This window comes from Herminiimonas sp. GW821-FHT09C12 (assembly GCF_059416385.1).
This window is the reverse complement of the sequence record NZ_JBWKPC010000002.1, coordinates 807,019-831,056: the sequence shown is the minus strand read 5'-3', so window position 1 is coordinate 831,056 and position 24,038 is coordinate 807,019. Positions and strand designations below refer to the sequence as shown.

Below are 24,038 nucleotides of genomic sequence, written 5' to 3'. Positions count from 1 at the left end.
CGACCAAGGATGGCGAGCTTATCTGTTAGCCGCGATATAAATCGTCCAGACGTTTTTTATCTTTGTCTTCCGGCGTGATGTTCGCTGGTGGCGTTTGCAGTTGCGGTTCTGTGTTCGGAGCGGTATTGAACATCCGCTCCCAGAAGCTCTTCTGCTCATCGATATCCAGTGATTTGACGGAATCGCCATTGACGTATTCGTCATACATCCAATCACCATCAACCTGCGTCACGCCCGGTGGAACAATAGGTGCCAACTCAGGCTTGCCGCGCAAGGCGGTACGCATGTAGTCGATCCAGATAGGTAAAGCGAGCGTGCCGCCGAATTCGCGTGTGCCTAGCGAGCGCGGCTTGTCGTAGCCCATCCATGCAACTGCGACGATGTCACGGCCGTAACCGGCAAACCAACCATCCATTGCGTTATCGGTAGTACCTGTTTTACCTGCCAAATCGCTGCGACCCAACTTCTGGCTCGCCATATAACCGGTGCCGGAGCGTACGACATCGCGCAACATCGAATCGGTGAGGAAGGCATTGCGCGGATCGATTGCGCGTGCGGTTTCATCCCCTGCTTGCGGATGCTCTGCTTCCATCAAGACCTTGCCACGTGCATCGACGACTTTCTGGATCAGATAAGGCGTGACCTTGAAGCCGCCATTGGCAAATACCGAATAGGCACCGGCCATTCCCATCGGTGTAACCGAGCCAGTACCGAGCGTTAAGGTCAGATTCGACGGTTGCTTGTCTGGATCAAAACCAAAGTGCGCCAAATGCTCTTTGGCATACGCTGGTGTGATCTTGCGCAGGATGCGAATAGAGACCAGATTCTTCGACCGCTTCAAACCGGTACGCATGGTGACAGGGCCGTCGTATTTGCCGTTATCGTTACCAGGATTCCATGCCTTGCTGCCCTGCTCTGAATCACTGTCTTCAGCCAAAGGCGCATCGTTGATCATGGTGCCTGGCGAGAAACCTTTTTCCAGCGCGGCAGAATAGACGAAAGGTTTGATCGTCGAACCAGGTTGACGCCATGCTTGTGTGACGTGATCAAACTGATTCATCGCAAAGTCGAAGCCACCAACCAATGCGCGTATTGAACCGTCCTGCGCGTTCACGGCGACGAAGGCCGCAGCGACTTCAGGCAATTGCGAGATAGCCCATTTCTTCTTGGTATCTTGCACTACGCGGATGACTGCGCCCGGCTTCAGTTTTTTTTGTGCAGCTGCCTTGTCGGACAAATAAGCTGCAGCAAAACGCAAACCGTCACCGGTGATTTCTATATTTTCACCAGAGAGCAATTCTGCGCGCACCGACTTGGCGGAAGCGTCCGTCACAACCGCAGCGCGCAAATCGTCACTATCGGGATATTTGACCAGCGTGTCGTCAATCGCTTGCTGGCGATCTTCTGCATCGCTCGGCAAATCGATCATTGCTTCCGGACCGCGATAACCGTGGCGTTTATCGTAGTCGAGCACACCGCGTCGAACTGCATCGTAAGCAGCATCTTGATCGGCCTTGGTGAGCGTGGTGTAGACGCTAAAGCCGCTGGTATAAATCTCGTCTTTATATTGTGCGTACATGAACTGGCGCACGGTTTCTGCAGCATGTTCTGCATGCGTACGGAAGCGATTGCCGTCCGGCAGCACATTGAGCTTCTCAGCCGCAGCCTGTTTGTACTGCGCATCGGTGATGAATTTAAGTTCGTGCATGCGCTTGAGGATGTATTGCTGACGCTCGGTTGCGCGCTTGATGTTCACAACGGGATTGGCGCTGGCAGGTGCCTTCGGTATGCCGGCCAGCATCGCCGATTCTGCAATCGTCAAATCCTTGATCGGCTTGCCGAAGTAAATACGTGAAGCACTGCCGAAGCCGTAGGCGCGCTGTCCCAGATAAATCTGATTCATGTACAGCTCAAGAATCTGGTCTTTGGTCAGATTCTGCTCGATGCGATATGCCAGGATGACTTCCTGCAATTTACGGCTGTAAGTCTTTTGGCGTGTCAGCAGGAAGGTACGCGCAACCTGCATCGTGATAGTCGATGCGCCTTGCGAGCGGCTGCGGATCATATTGGCCAAACCAGCACGAACCACGCCGAGAATATCGACGCCGCCATGCTCATAGAAGTTATTGTCTTCAATCGCGATGATCGCGTTCTTCATGCTGGCAGGAATATCCGCCACCGAGACGAAGTCACGGCGCTCTTCGCCGTACTCACCGATCAATACGTTATCCGCGGTATAGACGCGCAAAGGAATCTTGGGCTTGTAATCAGTCAGCGCATCAATGGATGGCAGATTCGGCACGATAAACAGCAGCGTGTAAGCGACACCCAGGATGGCTACGAAGATGGAAGCGATGAAGGCAGCGATGGCCGCTTGCCGGAGCTTGATATTGGTAGGTCGTTCGGACCAGGCAACTATGTGTGACGAAATGTACGAGAAAAACCGCAACGCGATCCCCTATGAAGTCTTGTGCGTCGCAACTTTAGCAGGCATTGCGCTTTTGAGTTGAAACCAATTGTTATCTTGCTATAAATGCATTTCTTTTATGCATGCTCGTTTTTATCGGATTTTATTGCCACAACCTAGCGAAAACTCTCTGAAATTGGCAAATATCATGGTTCTTTTCAGAAACATGCGTTCTTGCCCTGCAGAATGAAAACGGCGATCGACATGCAGTTTATATATGTCGCTCACCGTTTTGAGCCTTACCGCCTACCTCTGCCCACTTCATTGCCGATAATGCCGCCAACCGCAGCACCACCAACAGTACCCAGTGTGCTGCCGCCTGTCAGAATCGCGCCGCCGACCGCGCCTATACCAGCGCCAACAGCCATATTCTTATCGCGTCTGCTCATACCTCCACAACCGGCGACACTTAACAGTACCGCTGTGATCATCGCTGTGCACGCAACTCTTTGCATCATTTTCATTACAACTACCTCTCTTGGTTAATAGCGGGATACCTGCCACTGACCGTAAAGAGGGTAGAAAAATTCCCGACAATTTGTGTCAAATACAAATCGTTGCCTGCAGAAAACAAGTCAGCTAATGACTGCGACGGCCTGAGCCTGACTTTCTTCCGCCACCGGAAATCTTGTTTTCCGTTGCCATGTGAGTATTCGCATGAAAGTAGCCACTGGTTTGGCAAAGATGGCCTTCAATCCATCATAAATTGGTATTGGTCGGATTGGCAGGCACGTGAATTTGCCTATGGCACAAAGCCTGAATCTTGTTTGGCCGCCAATGCCTGAAGCATGTCGATGACGGCTCGGACCTTGGGCTGCAGGTAGTGAGATTTTGGCCAGACCACGTGGATCGGCATCTCGCCACCAGCAAAATCTTCTAAAAGCGGCACCAGCGCACCCCGGTTCAGGTCGTCGCTGACTAACCAGGTCGGCATCTGCATGATGCCGCAACCAGCTCGACCGGCGGCAAGCATGGCCTCGCCATCGCTAAACTCATGGCGGGCGTGAATTTCCTGCTGGATTAAACGGCCTTCCCGGGTGCGCAGCAGCCAGGTCTGCTTCTGTTGCCGACGCGAGCCAATGATGCAATCACGGTGGCGTAGCTCTTCTGGAGTATGGATGGGACCATGCTTTTCCAGATAGGCTGGGGAGGCACAAATGACTAGGCGCTGGGTGCCGAGTCGTTTTGCCACCAAATTCGCATCATCCCCCAGTTCGCCGATCCGGACTGAAAGATCATAGCCTTCCTGAACCAGGTCAACCGTGCGCTCGGTGAATGAAACCGTTAGGTCGAGCTTATCGAAGCGCGCAGCCATTTCAAGCAGCCCTGACAAGACGTGACGACGACCAAACGCACCTGGAAGCCCGACGTTGATACGACCTTGTGGCACCCAGTCTTTTGGTACCAGATGGGTTTCGGCTGCATCAAGTTCGTCGATGGCGCGTGTGCAGGCCGCTAGGTAAGCCTCTCCCTCCGGCGTGAGAGTGATTTTGCGTGTAGTCCGGTGCAGCAACTTCAAGCTGACACGAGCTTCGAGCCTGGTCACGCTCTTGGCTACGCCAGAAGGCGTCAAGCCGAGCGCCTGAGCTGCAGTGGTAAAGCTGCCCGCATTGGCTGCGGCCACGAACGCGTCGATTCCGGCGAAACGATCACTGGGTCCCTTCATTTATGCCCTCCACTCTCAAATCTTTGGAATTTAACCATGATTATATTTTATTTGAACGGGAATAGAATCAATACTTCATTGATTCGGAGCTGTCATGGCCTGTTTGGAAGCTACCAATAAGGCCCTCTCTCATCTCCTTTGAATAAGGAAAACCATGAATAAGCTTTTCAGTCCGTACGACTTGGCAGGCATGAACTTGTCAAACCGCATCGTGATGGCACCAATGACCCGCTCGCGCGCCGCCAACGGCGTACCCGATGTGCTGACGGAGCGCTACTACAGCCAGCGTGCCTCGGCTGGCTTGATCGTCAGTGAGGGCATCGCCGTTTCGCAGGAAGGCACCGGGTATCTTTTTACGCCGGGGCTGTACACCGAGGATCAAGGCGAAGCATGGCGACGTGTCACCGATGCGGTCCACGCCGCAGGTGGACGGATTTTCGCCCAACTGTGGCACGTAGGCCGCAACTCCCATGTTTCGCTGCAAAAAGCAGGTGGTGCTCCGGTATCGCCGGTGGCACGCCGCGCTCATGCTGTGCAGACCTACGCCTGGACCACTCCCGGTGTGCCGGGTCATGTCGCAACGAGCGAACCACGGGCGCTGGGTACCGACGAAGTGACAGCGATCGTGAGCGATTTTGTCGCCGCTGGCCAGCGCGCCATGCAGGCCGGCTTTGATGGCGTAGAGATACACGGGGCTAATGGTTATTTGTTTGAGCAGTTCATCAATGGCGAATTGAACACTCGTAACGACCGCTACGGTGGCAGTATTGAAAATCGCCTGCGCCTGCTGCTTGAAACCATTGATAGCCTCAGTGCTGCAATTGGAGCACGGCACGTCGGCGTACGCATTTCGCCGTTCGGTCGCTTGTACGACATGCATGCCTACGATAACGAGGCTAAAACCTGGCTTACGCTCGCGGCTAAACTGAGTCAGTACGACCTCTCTTACCTCCACTTGAGTGATCAATACATCCTGGGCGCCAATGTCGAGACCGATTTCTTTGTCAATTTCCGCAAAGCCTATCCCGGCACGCTGATTGTTGCTGGTGGTTTCGACCAAGACAGCGCAGAAGCAACATTAAAGGCCGGCAAGGCGGATCTGATCGGTTTCGGCCAGCCATTCGTCGCCAATCCTGATCTGGTGGAGCGCATGGCCAATGGCTGGCCATTAGCACAGGCCCAGCGTGACACCCTGTATGGCCTGCACGGCGCCCGCGGTTACATCGACTACCCACGCTATTCCAATCAAGAGGTCCGTAATGAACGCTAACGCGCGCGCCATACTGGCCACCTTGCGGGAGAATTTTGTCGAAGCCTGGTCACAAGGAAAGTGGCAAGGACTGACACCGATTCTGACCGGCGAAACCATACTGACCAGTAACCAGCATGGCGAAGTTCGAGGCGTCACTGACTGGCAGCACTTGCTGGCCGCCGATGTGCCCAACCTGGCATGGATGCGCACCAGCAATCACGCCACTCTGATTGACGAGCGTGGGCAAGCCGCTTGCAGCAGCTATGTCATCGGGCTATTCAATGACGGGCAGAGGCATCTTCTGTTCGGAGCCAGCGTGGTACTCCAGTTTCAGTTTCACGAGATCCAAAGTCGCTGGTTGCTGATGCACGCCCGCATCAATGTGAACTGGTGCAGAGGTGATTTGGCACTGGTGTCACATTGGCGCATACCGCCCAGCGATGCGGGTTGGCAGTTGGGCGACTCGGCACCGGTAATCGTCAGCGAACTGGATTCGCCATGGGCATTGATCGGTGCGGGGCTGCCGTTAGGCAGCAAGGAAGATGCAGTCCGCGAGCTTTACAGCAAGTATTCCTGGGCGATCGACCAGGGTGACATTGCCTTGTTAAGTGATTGTTATACCGAAGATGCTGCCGGTGGCTTTACCCCCATCGGGGCACTACAGGGGCGGCACGCAATCGTCGGCCAACTCAAAAATTTCCGTCGGCTTTGGCCGTGGATGCAGCACTTTGCCGACGTGGTGCGGATCGAGTTCGAAGCCGATGGCCAACATGCACGCATGATCGTGGCACGCATTATCCCGGAACGCTCCGTCGATACCGCAGGACACGCAGTGTATGGCGCCCATTACCAGATCCGCGTGCGCCAGGAAGATGACGGCCAGTGGCGCATATGCTGGAGCGATTACCGGCCTGGCTGGTTCACTGCCGCAGATATACCGGCATTCGAAATCGGCGTCACCCAAACTCAACACCAAGGATAAATACCATGAACGAAGAAATCAAAGCGCTGTTCGATCGCGAAGAAATTCGTAATCTCCGCACTCTCTACGCACACCATCTCGATAGCAATAATGTCGCAGCACTCGATCAAGTCTTTTCGGACGATGCCGCAGTTGAAGTGACCGTTGGAAAAATGGAGGGGATCGACGCCATACGAGCGGGTCTGAACGATGCCTTCAAACAATTCGATCGCGACCATCAGGGTAGCTATCCCTTCCTGCACGCGATCACCAACCATTGGGTAAAACTCACCGGGCCAGATACTGCTGAAGGCCGCTGCTACCTGATTGATTTTGAAACCGCGTCGAAGCCGGATCCCAATCCCTTGTTGCTGCTCGGCCTGTATGCCGACAAATACCGGCGTATCGATGGCCAATGGCGCATAACCCACACTCGTCTGGAAGTCGTTTGGCCACAACGCAGCGGTGCCAGCGAACATCCTGCTCCCCAACTGAAAGAGGACTAAGTCATGACAACTGCATTACGACTAAGCATCCTGGATTACTCTCCTGTTGATGAAGGCCTTCTGGCAAGTGATGCCCTGGAATCAACCGTGCGCCTGGCACAGCAAGTGGAAGCCAAGGGGTTCACCCGTTTCTGGGTATCGGAGCATCACGGCATGCCAGCCACGGCAAGCAATTCGCCGGAAATCCTCATGGCGCGCATAGCCTCGGCAACGAACACCATCCGTGTCGGCTCTGGCGGCGTACTGCTGCCAAACTACAGCAGCTTGAAGATTGCAGAAAACTACCAACTGCTGGGTGCGCTCTTTCCCGGTCGGATTGATCTAGGCTTTGGCCGAGCTCCCGGCGGTGATGCCCGTACCAATGCGGCGCTCAACGATGAGAAGGCAGGGTCGATCCCCTATCCTCGGAAGGTCGCTGACCTACTCGGCTTCCTGACCGGACACCATACCTCGGGCTCGGAATATGCCGGAATGCGCGCTCATCCAGAGACACGAGACACGCCACAGCCCTACGTGCTCGGTGCCTCAGGCTCGACAGCGGAGATTGCAGCGCAGGCTGGTCTTGGCTTCACCTTTGCACACTTCATCAATCCTCGTGGCGACGGCCCACGGGCAGCCAAGGCGTACCGCGCTGCGTTCCAATCAACAGACTTTTCTGCGCAACCATCTGCGATCGTTGCGGTCTTCGTGGCGGTTGGCGACACCAAAGCAGAGGCCAAGGAATTCGCCGATGCCTTCCACCTCTGGCTTGCCTATGCCGAGAGTGCGAGCCCGTTCAAGCGAGTACCTTCGCTTGAGACCACGCGAACCCACCGCTGGACGCCTCAGGAACTAGCCGTTCGTGCGCGCAACGAGGGCCGGCTTATCTCAGGTACCGGAACCCAAGTCGTTGCCCAACTACGGGACCTCGCAGATAGCTACGAAACCGACGAGGTCATGATCAACCTCATGATGCCGGGTGAAGCCGCGCGATTGAACGCCATCGAGGCTATCAGTGCAGCGATGGACAGCGTGACTGCGACATCTTTGGACGCAGAAGCAGCAAGAACAGGAGTACCCGCATGACAGACACACACATTGCTGCTGTGCCAGCGATAGCCGATCGACACCATATCGCGCTTCACCTTGCTCACCGATGGTTCGCCTTCCTGGAGGCACCCGGTGGGGATCTTGATGCGCATCTGACGATGTTTAACCCACAGGTAATACTCTCCGGTCACGGTGGTCGTCACCTGTTCGCGCGCGACCACGAGAGCTTGGCGGCATGGTTTGCTTCCATTCCCGACGCCATAAGCTCACACCATATTATTCATTCCAACTATTTGACCGCCGACGGCGGCAACGGTTTACTGAACATGGTCGTGGCGTATCAATCACCGGGCGATCCCGGTATGCATGGGTCGATCATCAGTTATGAAACGCGGATCGAATTTACGCCGGATGGCGCGCGGTTTGTCTCGTTAGACAAGACGCCTATCCTTGGCAATACAAGGCTCGACTACGAAACATCCTGGTCGACCAATCGCGTGTTGGCGCGGGTGCACGCCGAGCTTGGCAGAATTACTGAATCGAACGATCAATTACGCGCCGCGCTCGGAAAGAACGTGCGACAGGTGCATGCACAGACAACGGCTCCCGAGGGAAGTCGGCCTACCAAGCATTTGTCACCGCCATCGGTGGTAATCCTGTTGGCATACGAGTTGTGCGTCTTAATCTCGCAGATGATGGTAAGACACCCATGCCGACGATCGAGCAGATAGAGCTGTTCACTCCGAACTAACACGGGAAGAATTGTTAGTTTGTACCGCAACGTGTATGCCTTAGAGTCCTTATCCTGGAAGGACACGTTAGCCACTTCTATCAGAACGATACGGACACTTTGCTTAGGAACCGAGGGGAAAGTACACATTTGCGCTGATGTATTACGAACAATTCCATCAGGAAATGTAATTTCGCTGTATCTCATTAAATATAGCGAGATATAATCTTCCTCCATCACCGCTTTCGAATTGGCGTCATGAACACCACACACTATCTACCGACACCTACAGATCAAACGATCATGGAATCACATCGTGAGGCCTATAAAGGCTGGAAGATATTGGTCGAAATTTCCGGAAGCTCGCGCTTTGATGATGGTGCTTGCGTTTATGCGCCCCGCATCGTCGCGACAGAGCAGCTTTCCATCGGATTCAGAGAACTGCAGGTGCCGACTGAGCGCTGTTTTTCGACAGCTAAGCAATGCTTGCAAGGCGGCATAGCCATCGCGCGGGATTTTATTGATCGCAGAACATAAGCGACTGCATATTTAACTAGCTATCTTTAGAAAGGAAAATGGAAGGCATGAGTGCAAATTATTGGCGTAACCGTTGGATCGGTGCTTTGATACACAATGGTATTAAACGTAGCGATGCTGAAGAAGCTTTTGCAAAGACATATAGCAAGCAGTCCGCAGATCACTCAAAAAGCCCTGAAATCCAGGCACTGATGGCTCTCGGCATTGGCAATGACCAATCCGACACCCGTACGTCAAAATCTGCATCGCAGCATTAAGCTGCAATCCTCGCATCAGCAACTGTCCAATTTATTGAGTTGCACTCATCCTCAGCCCAGGGATTTACTCAATAAATGGACTTGCTTCGGTGCAATTCGATGCTACCTAATAAGCAGAGACTGATGACGAGTATGTATTTCACCATACTGATCATCGATCTAGGCAGCAGCCAATTACACTCGCAAATATCGCTTTGACGCTCTATTTTTGAGCATCTTTTGCGGCGTCTTGAATTTTGTCGCCCGCTTTTTCAATTTGCTGACCGGCTTTATTCATCGTCTGATCAACTTCTTTCCCGGCTTTCTCGGCCGGACCTTCTTTTTGGCATGCTGACAAAGTCAAAGCCAACATCCCGATCGCCAGTACGGCAACTGCACTACTTTTATATTTAATCATTCCATCTCCTTAAAACCGATTATCGAATTCTTACCGATTACCCTTGCCAACTTCGTTACCGATAACGCCACCAACAGCAGCGCCACCAACGGTGCCAAGTGCGCTACCGCCTGTAAGAACTGCACCACCGACGGCACCTACACCGGCACCAACGGCCATATTCTTGTCGCGTCTGGACATGTTTTCACAACCAACTGTACTCAACAACACTGCAGCAGCCATGACAGCGAACACACATTTTTGTATCGTTTTCATTGAAAGGCCCTCTTTTTACACGAGCGATTACAGGGAAATACCTGCAACCGTTGTTAAAGATAGTCCTCAAATTCGATTCCGTCCGTGCGATGACGCACGTAAGCAGCAGAAACATTTACATTCAGAATGTATTAATGCGCCGCACGTAGATTTTTCTTTCTTCTAACCACTCTAGTAACGGGAAGAAAGTGCAAGTGCACTTAAATGTGTATCCACATCTTTAGATAGGACGCAACCAATTTTGCATATCACTGAAAACTGGTATTCAGCACTTGGCGAGGAAAAATATGTAGGAAGGCGGGCTGGCAGAATGTGCTGCCAGCCGCTTCGATTTATTGCTGCGTTGCTTGCAACTGAAGAGTGGCTTTTAATACTGTTTGTCCCAGTACAGAACTCACAAACAACATGCCGTTCACTGCGGCAATGCGCGCATGCATGCTACGCATGCCGACACTGATGCCAGCCTGCCGCACCGCTGCCACGTCGAAGCCAACACCGTTATCTTCGATGCTTAATATCAGACGATTGGCCGATGGTTGCTGCAAGCTGATCTGTACATGCCGTGCGCGACTGTGCTTGATGATGTTGACCAGCGACTCTTCCACAAGACGCGTCAGCGCCAGACATTGCATGGCGTTGGGAGGGATATGCCATTCAGGAGGAAATTGCCACGTGGCTTCAATATCGAGTTCGTCGAACAGTTGCATGAAGCGGTGACGCAATGGCGCAATCCATTCCTTCGGCGTCGCTGGTACTTTGACACCTGCGCTGGAGCCACTATCGATGGTCTGACGCAAATCGTCACGGATGAGTTTGAGCAGTGAGAGAAATTGCTGGTTCTGTAGTGGCGCGTCAGCCTGCTCCACCATGGCCATCATGCGCACCAGAGAACCGCCCAAGCCGTCATGCAGATCGTGGGATATCTGCAAGCGATCCTGCAAACGCATATTCGCCAGTACCAACGCGTGCTCACGTGCCATCGTGTCGCCGAGCTCCGTACGCGCTTGTTCTATGCCTTGTGCCAATTCCCGATTGAAGTCCTCAATACGCCGCATATTGCGTGCATGCCTAAGGCCTAGTACGCCGGACATGCACAGCATGGCCACCACGCTGCTCAATGAAGTGTAAGTACGTGTGCCGCTCACCATCTTCTGCATCAGCAATAGATCGTAAAGTGCGACCGCAAAAAAGATCAACAAGCCGCCTGCCAAAATGAGCTGCTCGACTTGGCGAGTACGCAGCGCATGTATCGGGAACTGCAAGCAATTGAGGAAAAAGATGGCAGCGGAAACCAGCGCACCAACTGCCAGCGTTTCTGCCAGCAGCGCATCAGGTGCACATGCCAGCATGATCAACAATGCTGCCGATACCAGCCACAATGCTTTTTCGATGCGCGGCAACGATTGTTCGCCAAAGCGCCACGTGAAAATGCAAAAACAAGCGACATACAGCACCAGCGCCATGATGTTGGCTCTTGCGACCATCACACTGTTGGAGAATGGCCATGGGCTGGTAGCCAATACGTTGGAAATGAACAGCACCCAGAACAGGACCATCAATGCATACCAGCCATAGGCGCTCTGTTTGCGGTTACTTAGCCAGATGCAGAAGAACAAACCGCCCATGACGGCAGAAACAACGATGTTCACGACGAACAGAGTTCTATTGCGCCACCACAAATCGTCGTACTGCTGCAGCATGGCTTGCGCTTCGCCCAAATGCACAGGGCCCAGTCCAGGGCTTTGTCCTGCAACGCCGACAACGCGCACCCACAATGTATTGACGCCATCTTTTAATATCGCTTCGGGAAGACGCCAGTAGCGCGGCATATTCCAACTGCGCGATAGCGGCTCAGTTAGATGCGCATCGCGCCAGATCAAGTTGTCGTTGACGTAGATCTCCCCCGCCATAACTACTGACTCAAGCATCAGCGCAACGTCCATTGTATTTGCGTGCGTGCAATCGCGCTGCCAGTCAACTCGGTACCAAGCTGTGCCGCTATAACCGGGCCATCGTGCGCTCCAATTATCGGGAAGTGTGACGCGTTGCCACTGGCTTGCATCGGGTCTGACACCATCGTCATCGCCTTGTGCAGAATGAACGCTCAACACACGCACAGTGCAAGCCGCAGGCTCAACTGATTGTGCCCAAGCAGGCACTAGCAGTGCCATCCAGCATAGAACCGCGAGCCACTTCAAGCGATCAAACCACGCGCGCGGGCCTCATTAATTGCACGCATCCGTGAGGAGACGGCGAGTTTGCGGTAAATGTGTTTAACATGGCATTCGACGGTGGAGCGTGAGATAAACAGTTGCTCGGCGATTTCGCGATTGCCCATGCCTTGCGCCACTAAACCGAGAATCTCATTTTCACGAGGACTCAAGCTCTCGTTATTTGTGTTGTCTTCCAACTGCGCTGTCTTAGGTCGCAATTCTTCGATGATGCGTCGAGCAACAAATGGATCAATCGGTGCGCCGCCGCGCAAAACACTGCGTATCGAGAGCAAGACTTCCAGATCGTCACGCTCCTTGAGCACATAACCAGTGGCACCCGCACGCAATGCGGCAAGAATCGCATCCTCGGTACACCACGCCGAAATGACGAGAATAGCCAAACCTGGATCGGCAGTATGCATCTCGGCGATCAAATCGATCCCGCTACCATCGGGCAAGCCCAGATCAACCAAAGCAAGCGCGATCGGCTGATCCGCAAGGCGCGCCCTCGCCTCGGCAAGTGAGCCAACAATCACCAAGGCATCAGATGTATAGCCCAACTGCAGCAACAATCCCTCCAGCCGACGGCAAATCAGAGGTTCGTCCTCAACCAGCAAAACTGGCGCAGGCAGAATAGGTTCGGGAGAAAGAGTGTTAGCAGGCATAGGAGAAAACATCATGACAGGATTATCCAGGCCGTACTGTGCACGAACAAGGTGCAATTGAACATCCTTGAAAACTGGTATTTTGCGGTGAAGAGGTGTCTACAGCAAGTAAAGAGTCAGGTAGCTACTCACTGTATGTGTCCGCAATTGGTCAAAAGCAGACATTTTATGAAAAAATAAAGACGACCCAAAGGTCGCCTTTATTATCGGCAAGACCTTGGAAGCTAGGCAACCAAGGCGATCAATGCTCTGGAAAGAGCAAAGAAAAATGAGCACCTACGCCAGCTTGCGCGCCGTCTGCAACGGCTATCGCTACATTGCCCATTGCTCGTGCCGCATCTCCACAGGCATAAATGCCTGGGACGCTGGTCTTCTTGGTCATTGGGTCGACCTGTATATATTCCCCAAGCGGTCCTGCATCAAAAACGCATCCCGCCTGTTCGGCCAATGGGCTGGCCATGTGCGTGCGGGAAAGCGTAAATAAACCATTCATCTGTTTCGTAGAGCCGTCTTCCAGTTCCACGTCCGCTTGACCGCTAATACGACGAATGCGATTTTCATCTATCGTGACACCCCGGTCGAACAGAGATTTACGTTGAGGTTCATCCGGAACGAAGCTTTGGTTGGTGAACAAAGTGACAGTCCCCCAATCAGGCAGCATCTGAGCATGGTGCATCGAAAGTTCACTGCTTGCTATAACGCCAATGCGACCTGCGTTTAATTCATAGCCATGACAATAAGGACAGTGAAAGACACTTTGGCCCCAGCGCTCCTTCAGTCCTTCGATTGCAAGTAACTCATCGACGACACCGGTCGCGAGAATAACGCGCTTACCACGCACCAGTTCATTGTCGGCTTGAATCAAGAACGCACCTTCTTCGCCCTCGATATTAAGTGCCTTTGCAGCTAACCAAGCAGCATTTGGATAGCGAAGCAATTGCGCTTTACCGTCGGCGGCAATATCCGCAGCCGCACGTCCGTCCTGTCCCAAAAAACCATGTGAATGTGTAGCAAAACGATTGCGACGCTGTTCGCTATCAATGACTAACACAGGGCGTCTTGTGCGCGCTATTTGAGTAGCGGCGGATAGTCCTGCGTAGCTTCCTCCGACAACAATGACGTCATAAGTCATGATGTTCATGTATATCCTTTGAATGTTTATGCTTTGCGTAGCGAAGACTAAAGTCCGCTGACAAATCCGCTAGAGTGACATCACCGAGTCGGCTAATGAGTAACTGCTCCGCTTCACGAAATGCGTCGCTCAAAGCATTGTTGACCGCTTGTTCTACTAGGCATGCAGGGTTTTCATTTCGGTTTCCCATTGCAAAGACAGTAGGTGCGCCTACTGCCTCGTAGATGTCTCGTAGAGTTACCTTTTGAAGGTCACAGACTAAAGACCAGCCACCACCATGCCCCTTATCTGATGCGACATAACCGCGAGTCCGCAGACCCGCCAACACACGCCTTACCAGTACTGCATTCGTGTGCAGGTATCCCGCGAGCTCTTCCGAGGTAAGGGGTCGTTCGATGTGTGCCATGTGCAAAAGCACATGCAACACGGAAGAAAGTTTGCTGTCTTGTCTCATGTAACTAATGATAGTGCATGATGCGAAACATATCAAGCTTCAGAATTACAACTACCTTTACTCGCCGATGCTTCGCATGTCAGCTTTGAATCGAAAGTAGTCAGTCTGCCAAGAACTAAAAGCAGAACAAAAGCGAGATTGATAGCGCGCCCGCCCATTCTTTAAAGATTCCCGGCAATCAGCCGTTACATCAATAACAAGTACTACAAATTTTTTGGCCTACGAGACATCGTTGATTTCTCGTGGCTTGCACCTTTTAATTCATCCAAGTGATATTGCTGCCATGGTGACCTTAGCAACCGTTGGATCAACAAGCCTTCCCGCCTCGCCATCCTCAAGCAAGAGCGTTGTATCGTCTGGCACAACTTCGATCAGCTCTATCGCGCCACAATCAGTGACGTCTGTCACACTTGGCCAAACGGGTATGACGGCAATTGATCAGATGTATTCTCCGAGCGGTTCACTGCTATCCGTGTTGAAGCCCATACAGATATGGGAGCGCGCTTCTACCGATGCATTGACCACGCTGATGGCGACGAATTTTGCCTCGCGCTCGTCATCGTTTGGATTCAAGGATCTTGGTGCCGCGTTGTTGGAGCGTTTCAAGAACAGTACCGAAGATAGCGATAATTTCTCGCAATCGATAATTCAATTCGCACCGGACAGCGAACCTAGCGAAATTCTTGAAACCATTACGCGGTCGCAACTGCATACGCGGGCTGACAATCAAGTTTCTCTGAAAATCCAAACCGTAGGCGGCGCACAAGTCGAGTTGACGCTAGGCTCGCAAGAAAATGGCATGGCAGTGCAAGTACAAGTGACTGGTGGCACTCTCACCGAGGCTGATCGCAATGCATTGGCCAAGCTGTCAGGCGCATTTCAGGATGCCATCGATGGACTTGCGAGTAATCCACCACGGCTTAATCTCACCGGACTGATGCAGTTCGATTCGACCGTGCTGTCATCGGTGAGTCTGCATACAAGCCTAACAACGGTTAAGGGCGAAAATCAAATCCTTGATTTTCATGCCGACAGCAAGCAGCGTAGCGTCAGCACCAGTGGTCCTATCGGCAGCATGAAGGTCAACGTCGATCTGAGCAATCCCACTATTATTGGTAACACCAAGCAACAGGCGAAAGCCGTCGATAATTATCTGAAGCAATTTGACGCTGCACAAAAACGTGGACATGGCGACGCTACGCTGATGACCATGTTCAAGGATGCGTTTGTCGGACTCAACAGTAACTACCCTGCACTAACGGCGCAACAGCGTGCGGAAGCAGTTACGACGCCGACGATACAACTCAACCAACTCGATCGCAGCGTATTGACGGGACTCGCTGATTTCTCTGCATCGGTCACGCAAAATTCAGAATTAAGCAATCCGTATCGTCCAAACGAACGGGATGCATTTTCCTATCAGCTATCGCAGGACAGCAGCATCAAGGGACGCAACCAGTTGGACCGTTCGATCACGCAAAAGCAGCAATCGAATCTGACTGCCAGCTATCACGAACCGCTGACAGCCAATCAAAAATTGGAACTATCAACTGAAATCAAGTCGCAGAACTACTACTATCACCAGATAAAAGATGAGGCCAGTAGCGCCGCCGCCATCAGTTATGAAAAGGGAGCAGTGGTCCATGCATCACTTATCCAGTCAGCGAGCCAATCTGCGCAGTTACAAAAATTCGTAGCAGGCAAGCTCACAGAAGACAAAACGACGTCACGCCAAGCGTCACAATCAGAAGATTTTCTGGCGCTGTTCAAAGCGAGCAGCCAGGGCAACGATGCTAAAGCCTGGCTGGATAGTTATCTTGGACAACAGGCACTATCGACCATCAATGATCTGGTGTTCTTGCAGCCCAATCCGACGCAATTAGAAGAGCAATCAAGGGAAAAAGACTTGGCGCTTCTCGTGTCTTGACGAAGAGAACTCTCACCGCTACCCGGCTTGCAAGCAATCGGTCTACTATTGAGCAAATGCGGTCATCAAATTGATCAGCGCACTATAGACCGGCACAAGAGGAGCCAAGACATGCATACCATAGCGACCGTTGCGACAGGACTTGTGGCTGCACTACACGTCTATATCTTGTATTTGGAAATGTTTTTGTGGGATACGCCCAAGGGCAGAAAAGCTTTTGGCCTGACAAAGGAATTTTCAGCTGCCTCGAAAGTCCTGGCTGCCAATCAAGGTCTGTACAACGGCTTTCTGGCTGCCGGCCTCATCTGGGGCATCTGGCTAGGCGCAGCCGGTGACTCAGTCAAAGTCTTCTTCCTGGCCTGCGTTGTTGTGGCGGGCATCTACGGTGCGATTACATCAAGCAAAAAGATATTGTTTGTTCAAGCACTTCCCGGTGCCATCGCTTTAGCATTGGTGCTCTTGGCTAAATCTCAGGTGTGAGCCGATCGAGTTTATCTAGCTAGCCATTATCGATTTGGTGCAAGAGCGGCGCGCGTCATCGTCAATTCGCAAGCGCGAATTGCATGTCCGTTTGCAAGCATATTGCCCTTACCAGAATAAGTCGGCACGCCAGGCTGAAAATCACCACTGATTCTGAATTGCCATTTCTGATTCGGGGTATTCGTTAGATATCCCTCACCAAGCAAGACCAGCATGTTTTCGGCGATCTGACCGGCTAACGTTTCCGCTACCTGTGGCAACTGCCGATGGACATTCACCGAACTGCCTTTGACTTCCATAGCGAATTTAGCTTGATATGCCTTGCGTGTACTTTTATCTTGACGCGCGCCGCATGACATCAGACCATTCCACTTCTCAGCGTTCTCGTCGACCAGCGCTTGCTTGTTTTGCACTTTGGCTAGCGCATCATTTTGATTTGCTACTGAAATCGCGGTGTCTTTTTCTCCTGCAAGTTGTTTTGCTAGCAGCTTCGCCATCAATGCCTGGTAATTGAGCAAAACACTATAGGACTCTCTATATTCAGTCTTGAGTGACTCAAAGCCGTCAAAGCCCACCACTTCTTCTCCATTTTTTGAGGGCACAGGAATGCGAACTGGCATGGAGAACAACAAAGCATTGTTCTTGGCATCCATCAATTTGGCAGTCAGTACTATCTGCGGCTTGAAGGTGGTAGAAAACGCTGCTGACGTATAGCCAAATACGGTGTATTTCACATGCAAGACTGCATCTGCATGGATATCATTTTTCCCAAAATCGAATTCACCCTGAGCATTTGGAATTGCTATCTTTGGATCGTCGATGAAAATAACTTCATAGCCCTTCGACTCCATCTGCGTTTTTAATTCGCTCCGGAGTTTTGCTGCGAAATCATAAGGATTTTTAGCAAACAGCTCGTTGTACTCTGTTTGCTTTTCGCCGATCAGCGTGCCATCTGCAGCTTGCCCTACTGCTGCAGTTGTCCCTGCTACCAATGCCGCACCGAGCACACCCAATCCAGGTATAGAGCTAGCTATCACGCCAGCTCCAGATGCACTGCTTATTTTTATCTGCTTGGGTTGTTCGATCGTGAGTATCGCTATTTTCTTTATTGCTTTTCGATGATCGTCGTCCAATGCTACCGATGCCGGAGCATGTGCACATCCACCTAATATCGAGGCAATGAGCGCCAAACTAACAAGCAGAGAGAATCGACCGCAAATAGATTTGTAGATCATCATGTTATTTATTGTTATTTGTTCATAGGCTGAAGGTGGCACGAACCATCTCCGTTTTTTCTAGTAACAATGCTCATCCCTGCGAGATAACTTGGCGCACCTAAAACATCAGACAGCTTTATCACCGAATACATAACCTGACACCACAACTTCCATCACCTTGTCTTCAAATATTTTGCGTCCCAGATCATCACCCGCCGCGCCAGCTGCAACCATCAATGGCAGCAAGTGATCCGGATATGGCTGAGTCAGCTTGGCATCTGGCGCCTCCGCCCATGCTGTTAACAATGCATCGCGTTCTTCTACCGGAGCGGAAATGCTGTCGCTCAACCATGTATCAAAACGTTTGGACGCTTCAGTAAATGCCGGACTGAAACCACGCATATTGTGAAAGCTCATGCCGCTGCCGACGATCAACACGCCTTCATCGCGCAATGCCTGCAAAGCTGCGCCAGCGCGCAGATGCTCAGCCGGATCAAGATCGGTTTTCATTGAGAGTTGCAGAATCGGGATGTCAGCATCCGGATAAATCAGTTTGAACGGGATGAAGACACCGTGATCGAAGCCGCGCTTTGCATCCGTCTTGACGGGAATATTCACCGCACCCAGCAGATCGACTATGCGCTTTGCCAATGCCGGCGCGCCCGGTGCCGGATACGTCAGTTCGTAAGTGTGTGGAGGAAAACCGTAGTAGTCATAGATCAGCGGTGGATGCGCACCTGTCATGACGGTGAACTCATCTTCCATCCAATGACCGGAGATGACGAGAACCGCCTTCGGCTTTTCGCCGACATAGGTATGCATATTCCGCAAAAAGTCTGCCATGCGATCCCACATGTGTGGATCGCCCGGCCAGTCCATGAAAAAACAAGGGCCGCCGCCGTGCGGAATGAAGAAGGTAGGAAGACGAGTAGAGTTGGCCATGATGCTATCCATTAGCGATTGAATTTTTCAAGACACTATTGTGCTGCCGCGGCGAAATTCTTGCTGGCGAGCTGTGCAATGGTTTTTTTGACATCACTGCGCCGCTCGCAAGACACGCTTACTCGGTTTCGTTTTCCGGCAATTTGAGTTGTCCGGTGTGGTAGTCGTATTCATAGACTTCACCATAACGGCCCCACTCAACCACCACTTCCAGCACGCGCTTGGCCTCTTCTTCTTTCAAGAATTCTTCCAGCGTATCGAGGAAACCTTTTTCCGACAGCGAACCCGCTGCTTCCTGCTCCAGACTGTTGCGGATATGCGCGGCCAATGGCACATGCGTCAACAACTGCTGGCCGAAAATTTCTTTTCTGCGCATGTGCGCTGCTTGCGCATAGCTGTGTCCTAACGCAGTCAGCGTGATATCGCCCTTCTCTACCTGTGCCAATCCCAGCAAGCCGAGTGCTTCGTAAGTCGGGAACAGTTCTTCGTCCGGCAACTTGGCTTCTTCGGTCAACTCCGGCAAATCGGCACGGCCGTTGAATGGTGGCGCAGCCAAGAGATCGAGCACACCTTCGATATGCGCAACGTCGGTTTCCGGCAAACGGTAACTGAGGTTGGCATGCAGCGCAGCACCTGTCGTTGCTTCTTGCGGCGTGCGCATCGTCATCAACGCGTACACTTCATCGATCAAGGCTCTGACTTCAGGAGAATCCACATTGCGTGGTCGCGGCAGATTGATCTTGATCTCGCTGCGTATGCGTCCCGGGCTGCTGGACAGAACGAGGATGCGATCAGACATCATGACCGCTTCTTCAATATTGTGAGAAACGATCAAAATGCCTTTGGTAGGAATACGCTTCTCTTCCCACATTTCCAAAATGTCGTCACGCAGCGTTTCGCCGGTCAACACATCCAATGCAGAAAACGCCTCATCCATCAGCAAGACATCCGGCCCTGTGACCAGGCCGCGTGCGATACCGACACGCTGCTTCATCCCGCCTGACAATTCGCGCGGCAATGCGCCACCGAAGCCGGCCAAGCCAATCAGATCAAGCATGGCATCTGCACGCTTCTCGCGTTCATCTGGTGGTACGCCCTGCGCTTCCAGTCCGAGTTCCACGTTCTGCTGCACGGTCAGCCATGGAAATAGTGCGAATGACTGGAACACCATCGCAATGCCGGCAACCGGACCATAGATTTCCTGACCACGATACTTTGCACTGCCCTCATCCGCGGGAATCAAGCCCGCCATGATGCGCAGCAAGGTGGACTTACCCGAGCCGGATTTACCCAGCAAGGCGACAATCTCTCCTTCTGCCAACGCGAAATCCACTTTCTCCAACACGCTGCAAGGTGTGCCGTCTGCGGTCTGGAAGGATTTATCCACACCGGTCAATTCAATCAATACATTTTGGCTCATGACGGCCCTCTCAATGGCTGCGGTCTTCTGCCAGCAAATACAATTTGCGCCAGAAAAATCTGTTTAACAACATAACAAATATGCACATCACGCCGATACCGAGCGCAATGCGATGGAAGTCGCCGGCATCGGTCATTTGCTTGATGTAACTACCCAATCCTTCAGCGACCAGCGTCGTTTTGCCCCAGGTCACATACTCGGCAACAATGCTGGCATTCCACGAACCACCGCTAGCCGTAATCGCACCCGTCACATAACTAGGGAATACGGCAGGCAGATAGACACGCTTCCATTTCAGCCAACCCTTCAAACCTAGATTGTCGGATGCCAAACGCAATTCATTTGGAATCGTCGAGGCACCAGCCACCACGTTGAACAGGATGTACCACTGCGTGCCAAACACCATCAAGGGACTGAGCCAGATGTTTGGATTGAGCTGCATCGTCAGCAGCACATACACCACCAGTGGAAACATCAAGTTAACCGGGAACGCAGCAAGGAATTGCGCAACACCTTGCACACGTTGCGAATACTTGGGACGCAAACCGATCCAGACTGCAATCGGCACCCAGATCAGCGATGCCAGGGCAATCAGCACCAACACGCGTGTCAGTGTAATCAGGCCCAACCACACCACATGGACTACTTCAGGCCAACCGACATCGCTATGTACGAAAGTAATTAATCGATAGATCGCCAGCGCGGTAGCAAGCAAGACCACTACGCTCCATGCACGCGACCATAAAGGATGAATGACACGCGCACTGGCTTGCGGCGCGGTACCGTCGTAGCGCACGCTGAACCAACCCAAGGTGCTGCGCAACATAGTCCAGACACGATCCGTAAATGCACGCATCCAGCGGCTGCGGCGTCCCCAATTCAATAACCACGAACGCTGTTCGGTTTCGCCTTGTGACTCTTCAAAACGGAATTTATCCGCCCATGCGAGCAAAGGCCGGAAGAACAATTGGTCATACAAGACGATCCCGGCCAACATGGCACCTATCGCCCAGCCGATCGCATGCAGATCCTTGGCTTCAATCGCGACTGCGATATAAGCGCCTATGCCGGGCAGCTTGATATCTTGTCCTGCAACGGAAATCGCTTCTGCCGCCACCAGGAAGAACCAGCCGCCGGACATGGACATCATCATGTTCCACAACAAGCCCGGCATCGCATAAGGCAATTCCAAACGCCAGAAACGCTGCCAACCCGATTGACGGAACACGCGCGAAGCTTCGCTCAGTTCAGCCGGCACAGTTCGTATCGATTGATACAGGCTGAACGCCATATTCCACGCCTGCGAAGAAAAGATCGCAAAAATCGCCGCACACTCAACGCCCAGCAGATTGCCGGGGAAGAATGCTATGAACGGCGCAATCGCAATCGCCTGAAAGCCGAGAATCGGCACCGATTGCAGGATATCCAGCATCGGTATCATGACCTTTTCGGCAGCGCGATATTTGGCCGCAATCGCAGCGAAGATAAAGCTGAACAGCAGCGCAAAAGCCAGCGCTATGAACATCCGCAAAATCGTACGCAGCAAGTAATAAGGAAGATTGGAGGGATCAAGCGAGATCGGCGTTACTTCGCCGACCACAAACGGCCTGGTCATCTGCATCGCGCCAAAGCCCACCGCAACAAACACGGCCAGCACCAGCGGCAACAATGCCCAATCCCAGCGATTGGGAGAAATCGCAAGCAAGGACTGATCTGCCCGACGAGGGGCAAACAACTCAAACATGGTGACACCTTGTATTCATGATTATCCAGTCTGAGCACACCGGGAAAAGGCATATCACCTTCGCCGGCAGGAATACGCATGCTGCTCCGAGTGTATGAAGGCGCGATGAAGCGACGTCAACAGTCAGACCATGCTTGCGAGTCATCAGCAAGATACAACGCACTCAAGCTCGTGCAGGTGGACACAAGATCACACCGCCAGAGCGATATATGCAATCAATTTAAAAACTAAGGGAGTAGAAAAAGAACAACCGAGGACCGATTGCCTTAAAGCCACTACCCGCCATTGCGGCAAGGTAGCGATGAGAAATCGTGGGCTACCTTGCCAGCATACTATCGGTATGAGAACTACAACTGGAACTGCCCATTCAAAAACCCCATCGGAAAATAATCGACGCACTTTACCACTCGCCTTCCCATCTTGCAATGAGCGCCGTCATTTCGGCGCACCTTCAAAAAGGCAATTCCGGCGACAGCGTTTACAATGGCGCATCTGATCGCAAAAATGGAACAAGGAAAATGCCGTTTGTCGTCACTGAAGCATGTATTCAATGTAAATATACCGATTGCGTTGTGGTTTGCCCGATGGATTGTTTTTTTGAAGGCCCCAACTTTCTTGCGATCAATCAAGATGAATGCATCGATTGTTCCGTATGCGTACCGGAATGCCCCGTCAATGCCATCGTTAACGCGGCTGAAATTTCGCCCGAACAGCAGCATTTCGTCGCATTGAATCGTGAACTATCCACGCGCCCGGACTGGAAACGTATCAGCCAGGCCAAGATACCTATGCCTGAACATGAAAAATGGGCGCAGGTGAAGGATAAGTTGCCCTTGTTACAGATTGATGACAAGATCACATGAGTCGCCTCAGTCTTCAAGACTGAGCCTCTCACCGTTAATCAAACCAGTCACCGCACCCATGCCGCATTGCGGTTCGACTAAGCAAAGAATATGAGCCAGCCCTCTTCCCCTACCGTTGATACAGCATTGAACGTCAACGCCTTGCGTGCCAGTTGCTCCACTTGCAGCATGCATCAGTTGTGTCTGCCTATGGGCTTGGGCGAAAACGATATGGAGCGTCTGGATCAAATCATCGGCCGCCGGCGCAAAGTGTCGCGCGATGAGTATCTGTATCGCATGGGCGATCCCTTTGTTAACTTGTATGCGGTGCGCGTAGGCCACTTCAAAACCTGCCAGATCAATGCTGGCGGCGAACAGCAGATTACCGGCTTCCAGATGACGGGCGAATTGCTCGGCATGGATGCAATCAGCACCGATCTCCACCACTGTGATGCGATTGCGCTGGAAGACAGTGAAGTCTGCGAAATCCCATTCCCACGACTGGAAGAGTTATTCAGCACCATGCCAACGCTGCTGCGTCACTTCCATCGCATGATGAGCCAGGAAATCACGCGTGAGCAAAGCGTCATGCTACTGCTCGGCAACATGCGTGCTGAACAACGCTTTGCGGCCTTTTTGCTGAATCTGGCTTCACGCTATACAGCGCGTGGCTACTCCTCCACCAACTTCCAACTGCGTATGTCGCGTGAAGATATAGGCAACTATCTCGGCCTGACGATAGAAAGCATCAGCCGCTTGCTCTCCAAGTTCAAGAAAGAAGGCTTGCTTAAAGTGAGCAATCGCGAGATTGAGCTACTCGACCCCGCAATTTTGAAAGAAATGGCTGCTGGCAGCGCCAGTTGCCGTTAAATCCAGGTATTGATTTTATTCAAGGCGCCCCTACCTTGAGCACACGTTCTGACTTAGCCATTTTTACTTAGCCAT

At 52.3% G+C, this 24,038-nt stretch carries 24 protein-coding genes; 11 read left to right on the top strand and 13 right to left on the bottom strand.

Translation table 11 applies throughout. The features are described from left to right. Positions 1–25 precede the first annotated feature (25 nt). From AC07N2_RS13825 to AC07N2_RS13815, 3 genes are all read right to left on the bottom strand, one after another. Positions 26–2,449 carry a penicillin-binding protein 1A gene (locus AC07N2_RS13825; RefSeq protein ID WP_494778757.1) on the bottom strand — a complete coding sequence of 808 codons (2,424 nt, stop codon included), beginning with the start codon at positions 2,447–2,449 and terminating at the stop codon, positions 26–28. 257 nt (positions 2,450–2,706) lie between these two features. Then, positions 2,707–2,922: a YMGG-like glycine zipper-containing protein gene (locus AC07N2_RS13820; protein WP_494779258.1), complete on the bottom strand. Its 216-nt coding sequence runs from the start codon at positions 2,920–2,922 to the stop codon at positions 2,707–2,709. Between the two features lie 287 nt (positions 2,923–3,209). Beyond that, positions 3,210–4,133, bottom strand: a complete 924-nt coding sequence (locus AC07N2_RS13815) for a LysR family transcriptional regulator (protein ID WP_494778756.1) — start codon at positions 4,131–4,133, stop codon at positions 3,210–3,212. 154 nt (positions 4,134–4,287) lie between these two features. Here AC07N2_RS13815 and AC07N2_RS13810 point away from each other — a divergent pair, with 154 nt between their 5' ends. From AC07N2_RS13810 to AC07N2_RS13780, 7 genes are all read left to right on the top strand, one after another. After that, on the top strand, positions 4,288–5,403 hold the full coding sequence (locus AC07N2_RS13810; RefSeq protein ID WP_494778755.1) for an alkene reductase: 1,116 nt from the start codon (positions 4,288–4,290) through the stop codon (positions 5,401–5,403). Further along, a complete protein-coding gene (locus AC07N2_RS13805) occupies positions 5,393–6,367 on the top strand; it encodes a nuclear transport factor 2 family protein (protein ID WP_494778754.1) in 975 nt (324 codons plus the stop codon). The genes AC07N2_RS13810 and AC07N2_RS13805 overlap by 11 nt, the downstream gene beginning before the upstream one ends. A gap of 5 nt (positions 6,368–6,372) precedes the next feature. Beyond that, on the top strand, positions 6,373–6,852 hold the full coding sequence (locus AC07N2_RS13800; protein ID WP_494778753.1) for a nuclear transport factor 2 family protein: 480 nt from the start codon (positions 6,373–6,375) through the stop codon (positions 6,850–6,852). Positions 6,853–6,855: 3 nt separating this feature from the next. Then, the gene (locus tag AC07N2_RS13795; RefSeq protein ID WP_494778752.1) at positions 6,856–7,917 is read left to right on the top strand and encodes an LLM class flavin-dependent oxidoreductase; all 1,062 of its coding nucleotides are present in this window, start codon (positions 6,856–6,858) and stop codon (positions 7,915–7,917) included. Next, positions 7,914–8,612, top strand: coding sequence for a hypothetical protein (locus tag AC07N2_RS13790; RefSeq protein ID WP_494778751.1), 699 nt, complete (start codon positions 7,914–7,916; stop codon positions 8,610–8,612). The genes AC07N2_RS13795 and AC07N2_RS13790 overlap by 4 nt, the downstream gene beginning before the upstream one ends. Positions 8,613–8,869: 257 nt before the next feature. After that, a complete protein-coding gene (locus AC07N2_RS13785; RefSeq protein WP_494778750.1) occupies positions 8,870–9,148 on the top strand; it encodes a hypothetical protein in 279 nt (92 codons plus the stop codon). A gap of 47 nt (positions 9,149–9,195) precedes the next feature. Continuing rightward, on the top strand, positions 9,196–9,405 hold the full coding sequence (locus AC07N2_RS13780; RefSeq protein WP_494778749.1) for a hypothetical protein: 210 nt from the start codon (positions 9,196–9,198) through the stop codon (positions 9,403–9,405). A gap of 202 nt (positions 9,406–9,607) precedes the next feature. On the opposite strand, the gene AC07N2_RS13775 is transcribed toward AC07N2_RS13780, so the two are convergent. The 6 genes from AC07N2_RS13775 to AC07N2_RS13750 form a co-directional block, all read right to left on the bottom strand. Continuing rightward, positions 9,608–9,802: a hypothetical protein gene (locus AC07N2_RS13775; RefSeq protein ID WP_494778748.1), complete on the bottom strand. Its 195-nt coding sequence runs from the start codon at positions 9,800–9,802 to the stop codon at positions 9,608–9,610. Between the two features lie 30 nt (positions 9,803–9,832). Then, entirely contained in the window at positions 9,833–10,057 is a 225-nt protein-coding gene (locus AC07N2_RS13770) for a YMGG-like glycine zipper-containing protein (protein ID WP_494778747.1), read from the bottom strand. Positions 10,058–10,389: 332 nt separating this feature from the next. Continuing rightward, positions 10,390–12,228, bottom strand: a complete 1,839-nt coding sequence (locus AC07N2_RS13765) for a sensor histidine kinase (RefSeq protein WP_494778746.1) — start codon at positions 12,226–12,228, stop codon at positions 10,390–10,392. 23 nt (positions 12,229–12,251) lie between these two features. Further along, positions 12,252–12,935, bottom strand: a complete 684-nt coding sequence (locus tag AC07N2_RS13760) for a LuxR C-terminal-related transcriptional regulator (protein ID WP_494779257.1) — start codon at positions 12,933–12,935, stop codon at positions 12,252–12,254. 241 nt (positions 12,936–13,176) lie between these two features. Continuing rightward, the gene (locus tag AC07N2_RS13755; RefSeq protein WP_494778745.1) at positions 13,177–14,076 is read right to left on the bottom strand and encodes an NAD(P)/FAD-dependent oxidoreductase; all 900 of its coding nucleotides are present in this window, start codon (positions 14,074–14,076) and stop codon (positions 13,177–13,179) included. After that, entirely contained in the window at positions 14,057–14,521 is a 465-nt protein-coding gene (locus tag AC07N2_RS13750; RefSeq protein WP_494778744.1) for an Rrf2 family transcriptional regulator, read from the bottom strand. Before AC07N2_RS13750 ends, AC07N2_RS13755 begins: the two co-directional genes overlap by 20 nt. Before the next feature lie 424 nt (positions 14,522–14,945). On the opposite strand from AC07N2_RS13750, the gene AC07N2_RS13745 reads away from it, so the two are divergent. Together AC07N2_RS13745 and AC07N2_RS13740 are read left to right on the top strand one after the other, a co-directional pair. After that, a complete protein-coding gene (locus tag AC07N2_RS13745) occupies positions 14,946–16,448 on the top strand; it encodes a hypothetical protein (RefSeq protein ID WP_494778743.1) in 1,503 nt (500 codons plus the stop codon). Between the two features lie 111 nt (positions 16,449–16,559). Next, positions 16,560–16,928: a DUF1304 domain-containing protein gene (locus AC07N2_RS13740; protein WP_494778742.1), complete on the top strand. Its 369-nt coding sequence runs from the start codon at positions 16,560–16,562 to the stop codon at positions 16,926–16,928. A 26-nt stretch (positions 16,929–16,954) separates the two neighbouring features. Here the strand turns inward: AC07N2_RS13740 and AC07N2_RS13735 are convergent, their stop codons facing one another. The 4 genes from AC07N2_RS13735 to AC07N2_RS13720 all read right to left on the bottom strand — a co-directional run bounded on the left by AC07N2_RS13735 (position 16,955) and on the right by AC07N2_RS13720 (position 22,251). Then, positions 16,955–18,205, bottom strand: coding sequence for a hypothetical protein (locus AC07N2_RS13735; protein WP_494778741.1), 1,251 nt, complete (start codon positions 18,203–18,205; stop codon positions 16,955–16,957). Between the two features lie 66 nt (positions 18,206–18,271). Next, positions 18,272–19,087 carry a DODA-type extradiol aromatic ring-opening family dioxygenase gene (locus AC07N2_RS13730; RefSeq protein ID WP_494778740.1) on the bottom strand — a complete coding sequence of 272 codons (816 nt, stop codon included), beginning with the start codon at positions 19,085–19,087 and terminating at the stop codon, positions 18,272–18,274. 118 nt (positions 19,088–19,205) lie between these two features. Beyond that, complete coding sequence (locus tag AC07N2_RS13725; protein WP_494778739.1) at positions 19,206–20,507, bottom strand: ABC transporter ATP-binding protein; 1,302 nt, start codon at positions 20,505–20,507, stop codon at positions 19,206–19,208. A gap of 10 nt (positions 20,508–20,517) precedes the next feature. After that, a complete protein-coding gene (locus AC07N2_RS13720; protein WP_494778738.1) occupies positions 20,518–22,251 on the bottom strand; it encodes an ABC transporter permease in 1,734 nt (577 codons plus the stop codon). A 518-nt stretch (positions 22,252–22,769) separates the two neighbouring features. Here AC07N2_RS13720 and fdxA point away from each other — a divergent pair. Together fdxA and fnr are read left to right on the top strand one after the other, a co-directional pair. Next, entirely contained in the window at positions 22,770–23,114 is a 345-nt protein-coding gene (fdxA, locus tag AC07N2_RS13715; RefSeq protein WP_494779256.1) for a ferredoxin FdxA, read from the top strand. A gap of 90 nt (positions 23,115–23,204) precedes the next feature. Beyond that, positions 23,205–23,963, top strand: coding sequence for a fumarate/nitrate reduction transcriptional regulator Fnr (gene fnr, locus AC07N2_RS13710; RefSeq protein ID WP_494778737.1), 759 nt, complete (start codon positions 23,205–23,207; stop codon positions 23,961–23,963). Positions 23,964–24,038: the final 75 nt, after the last annotated feature.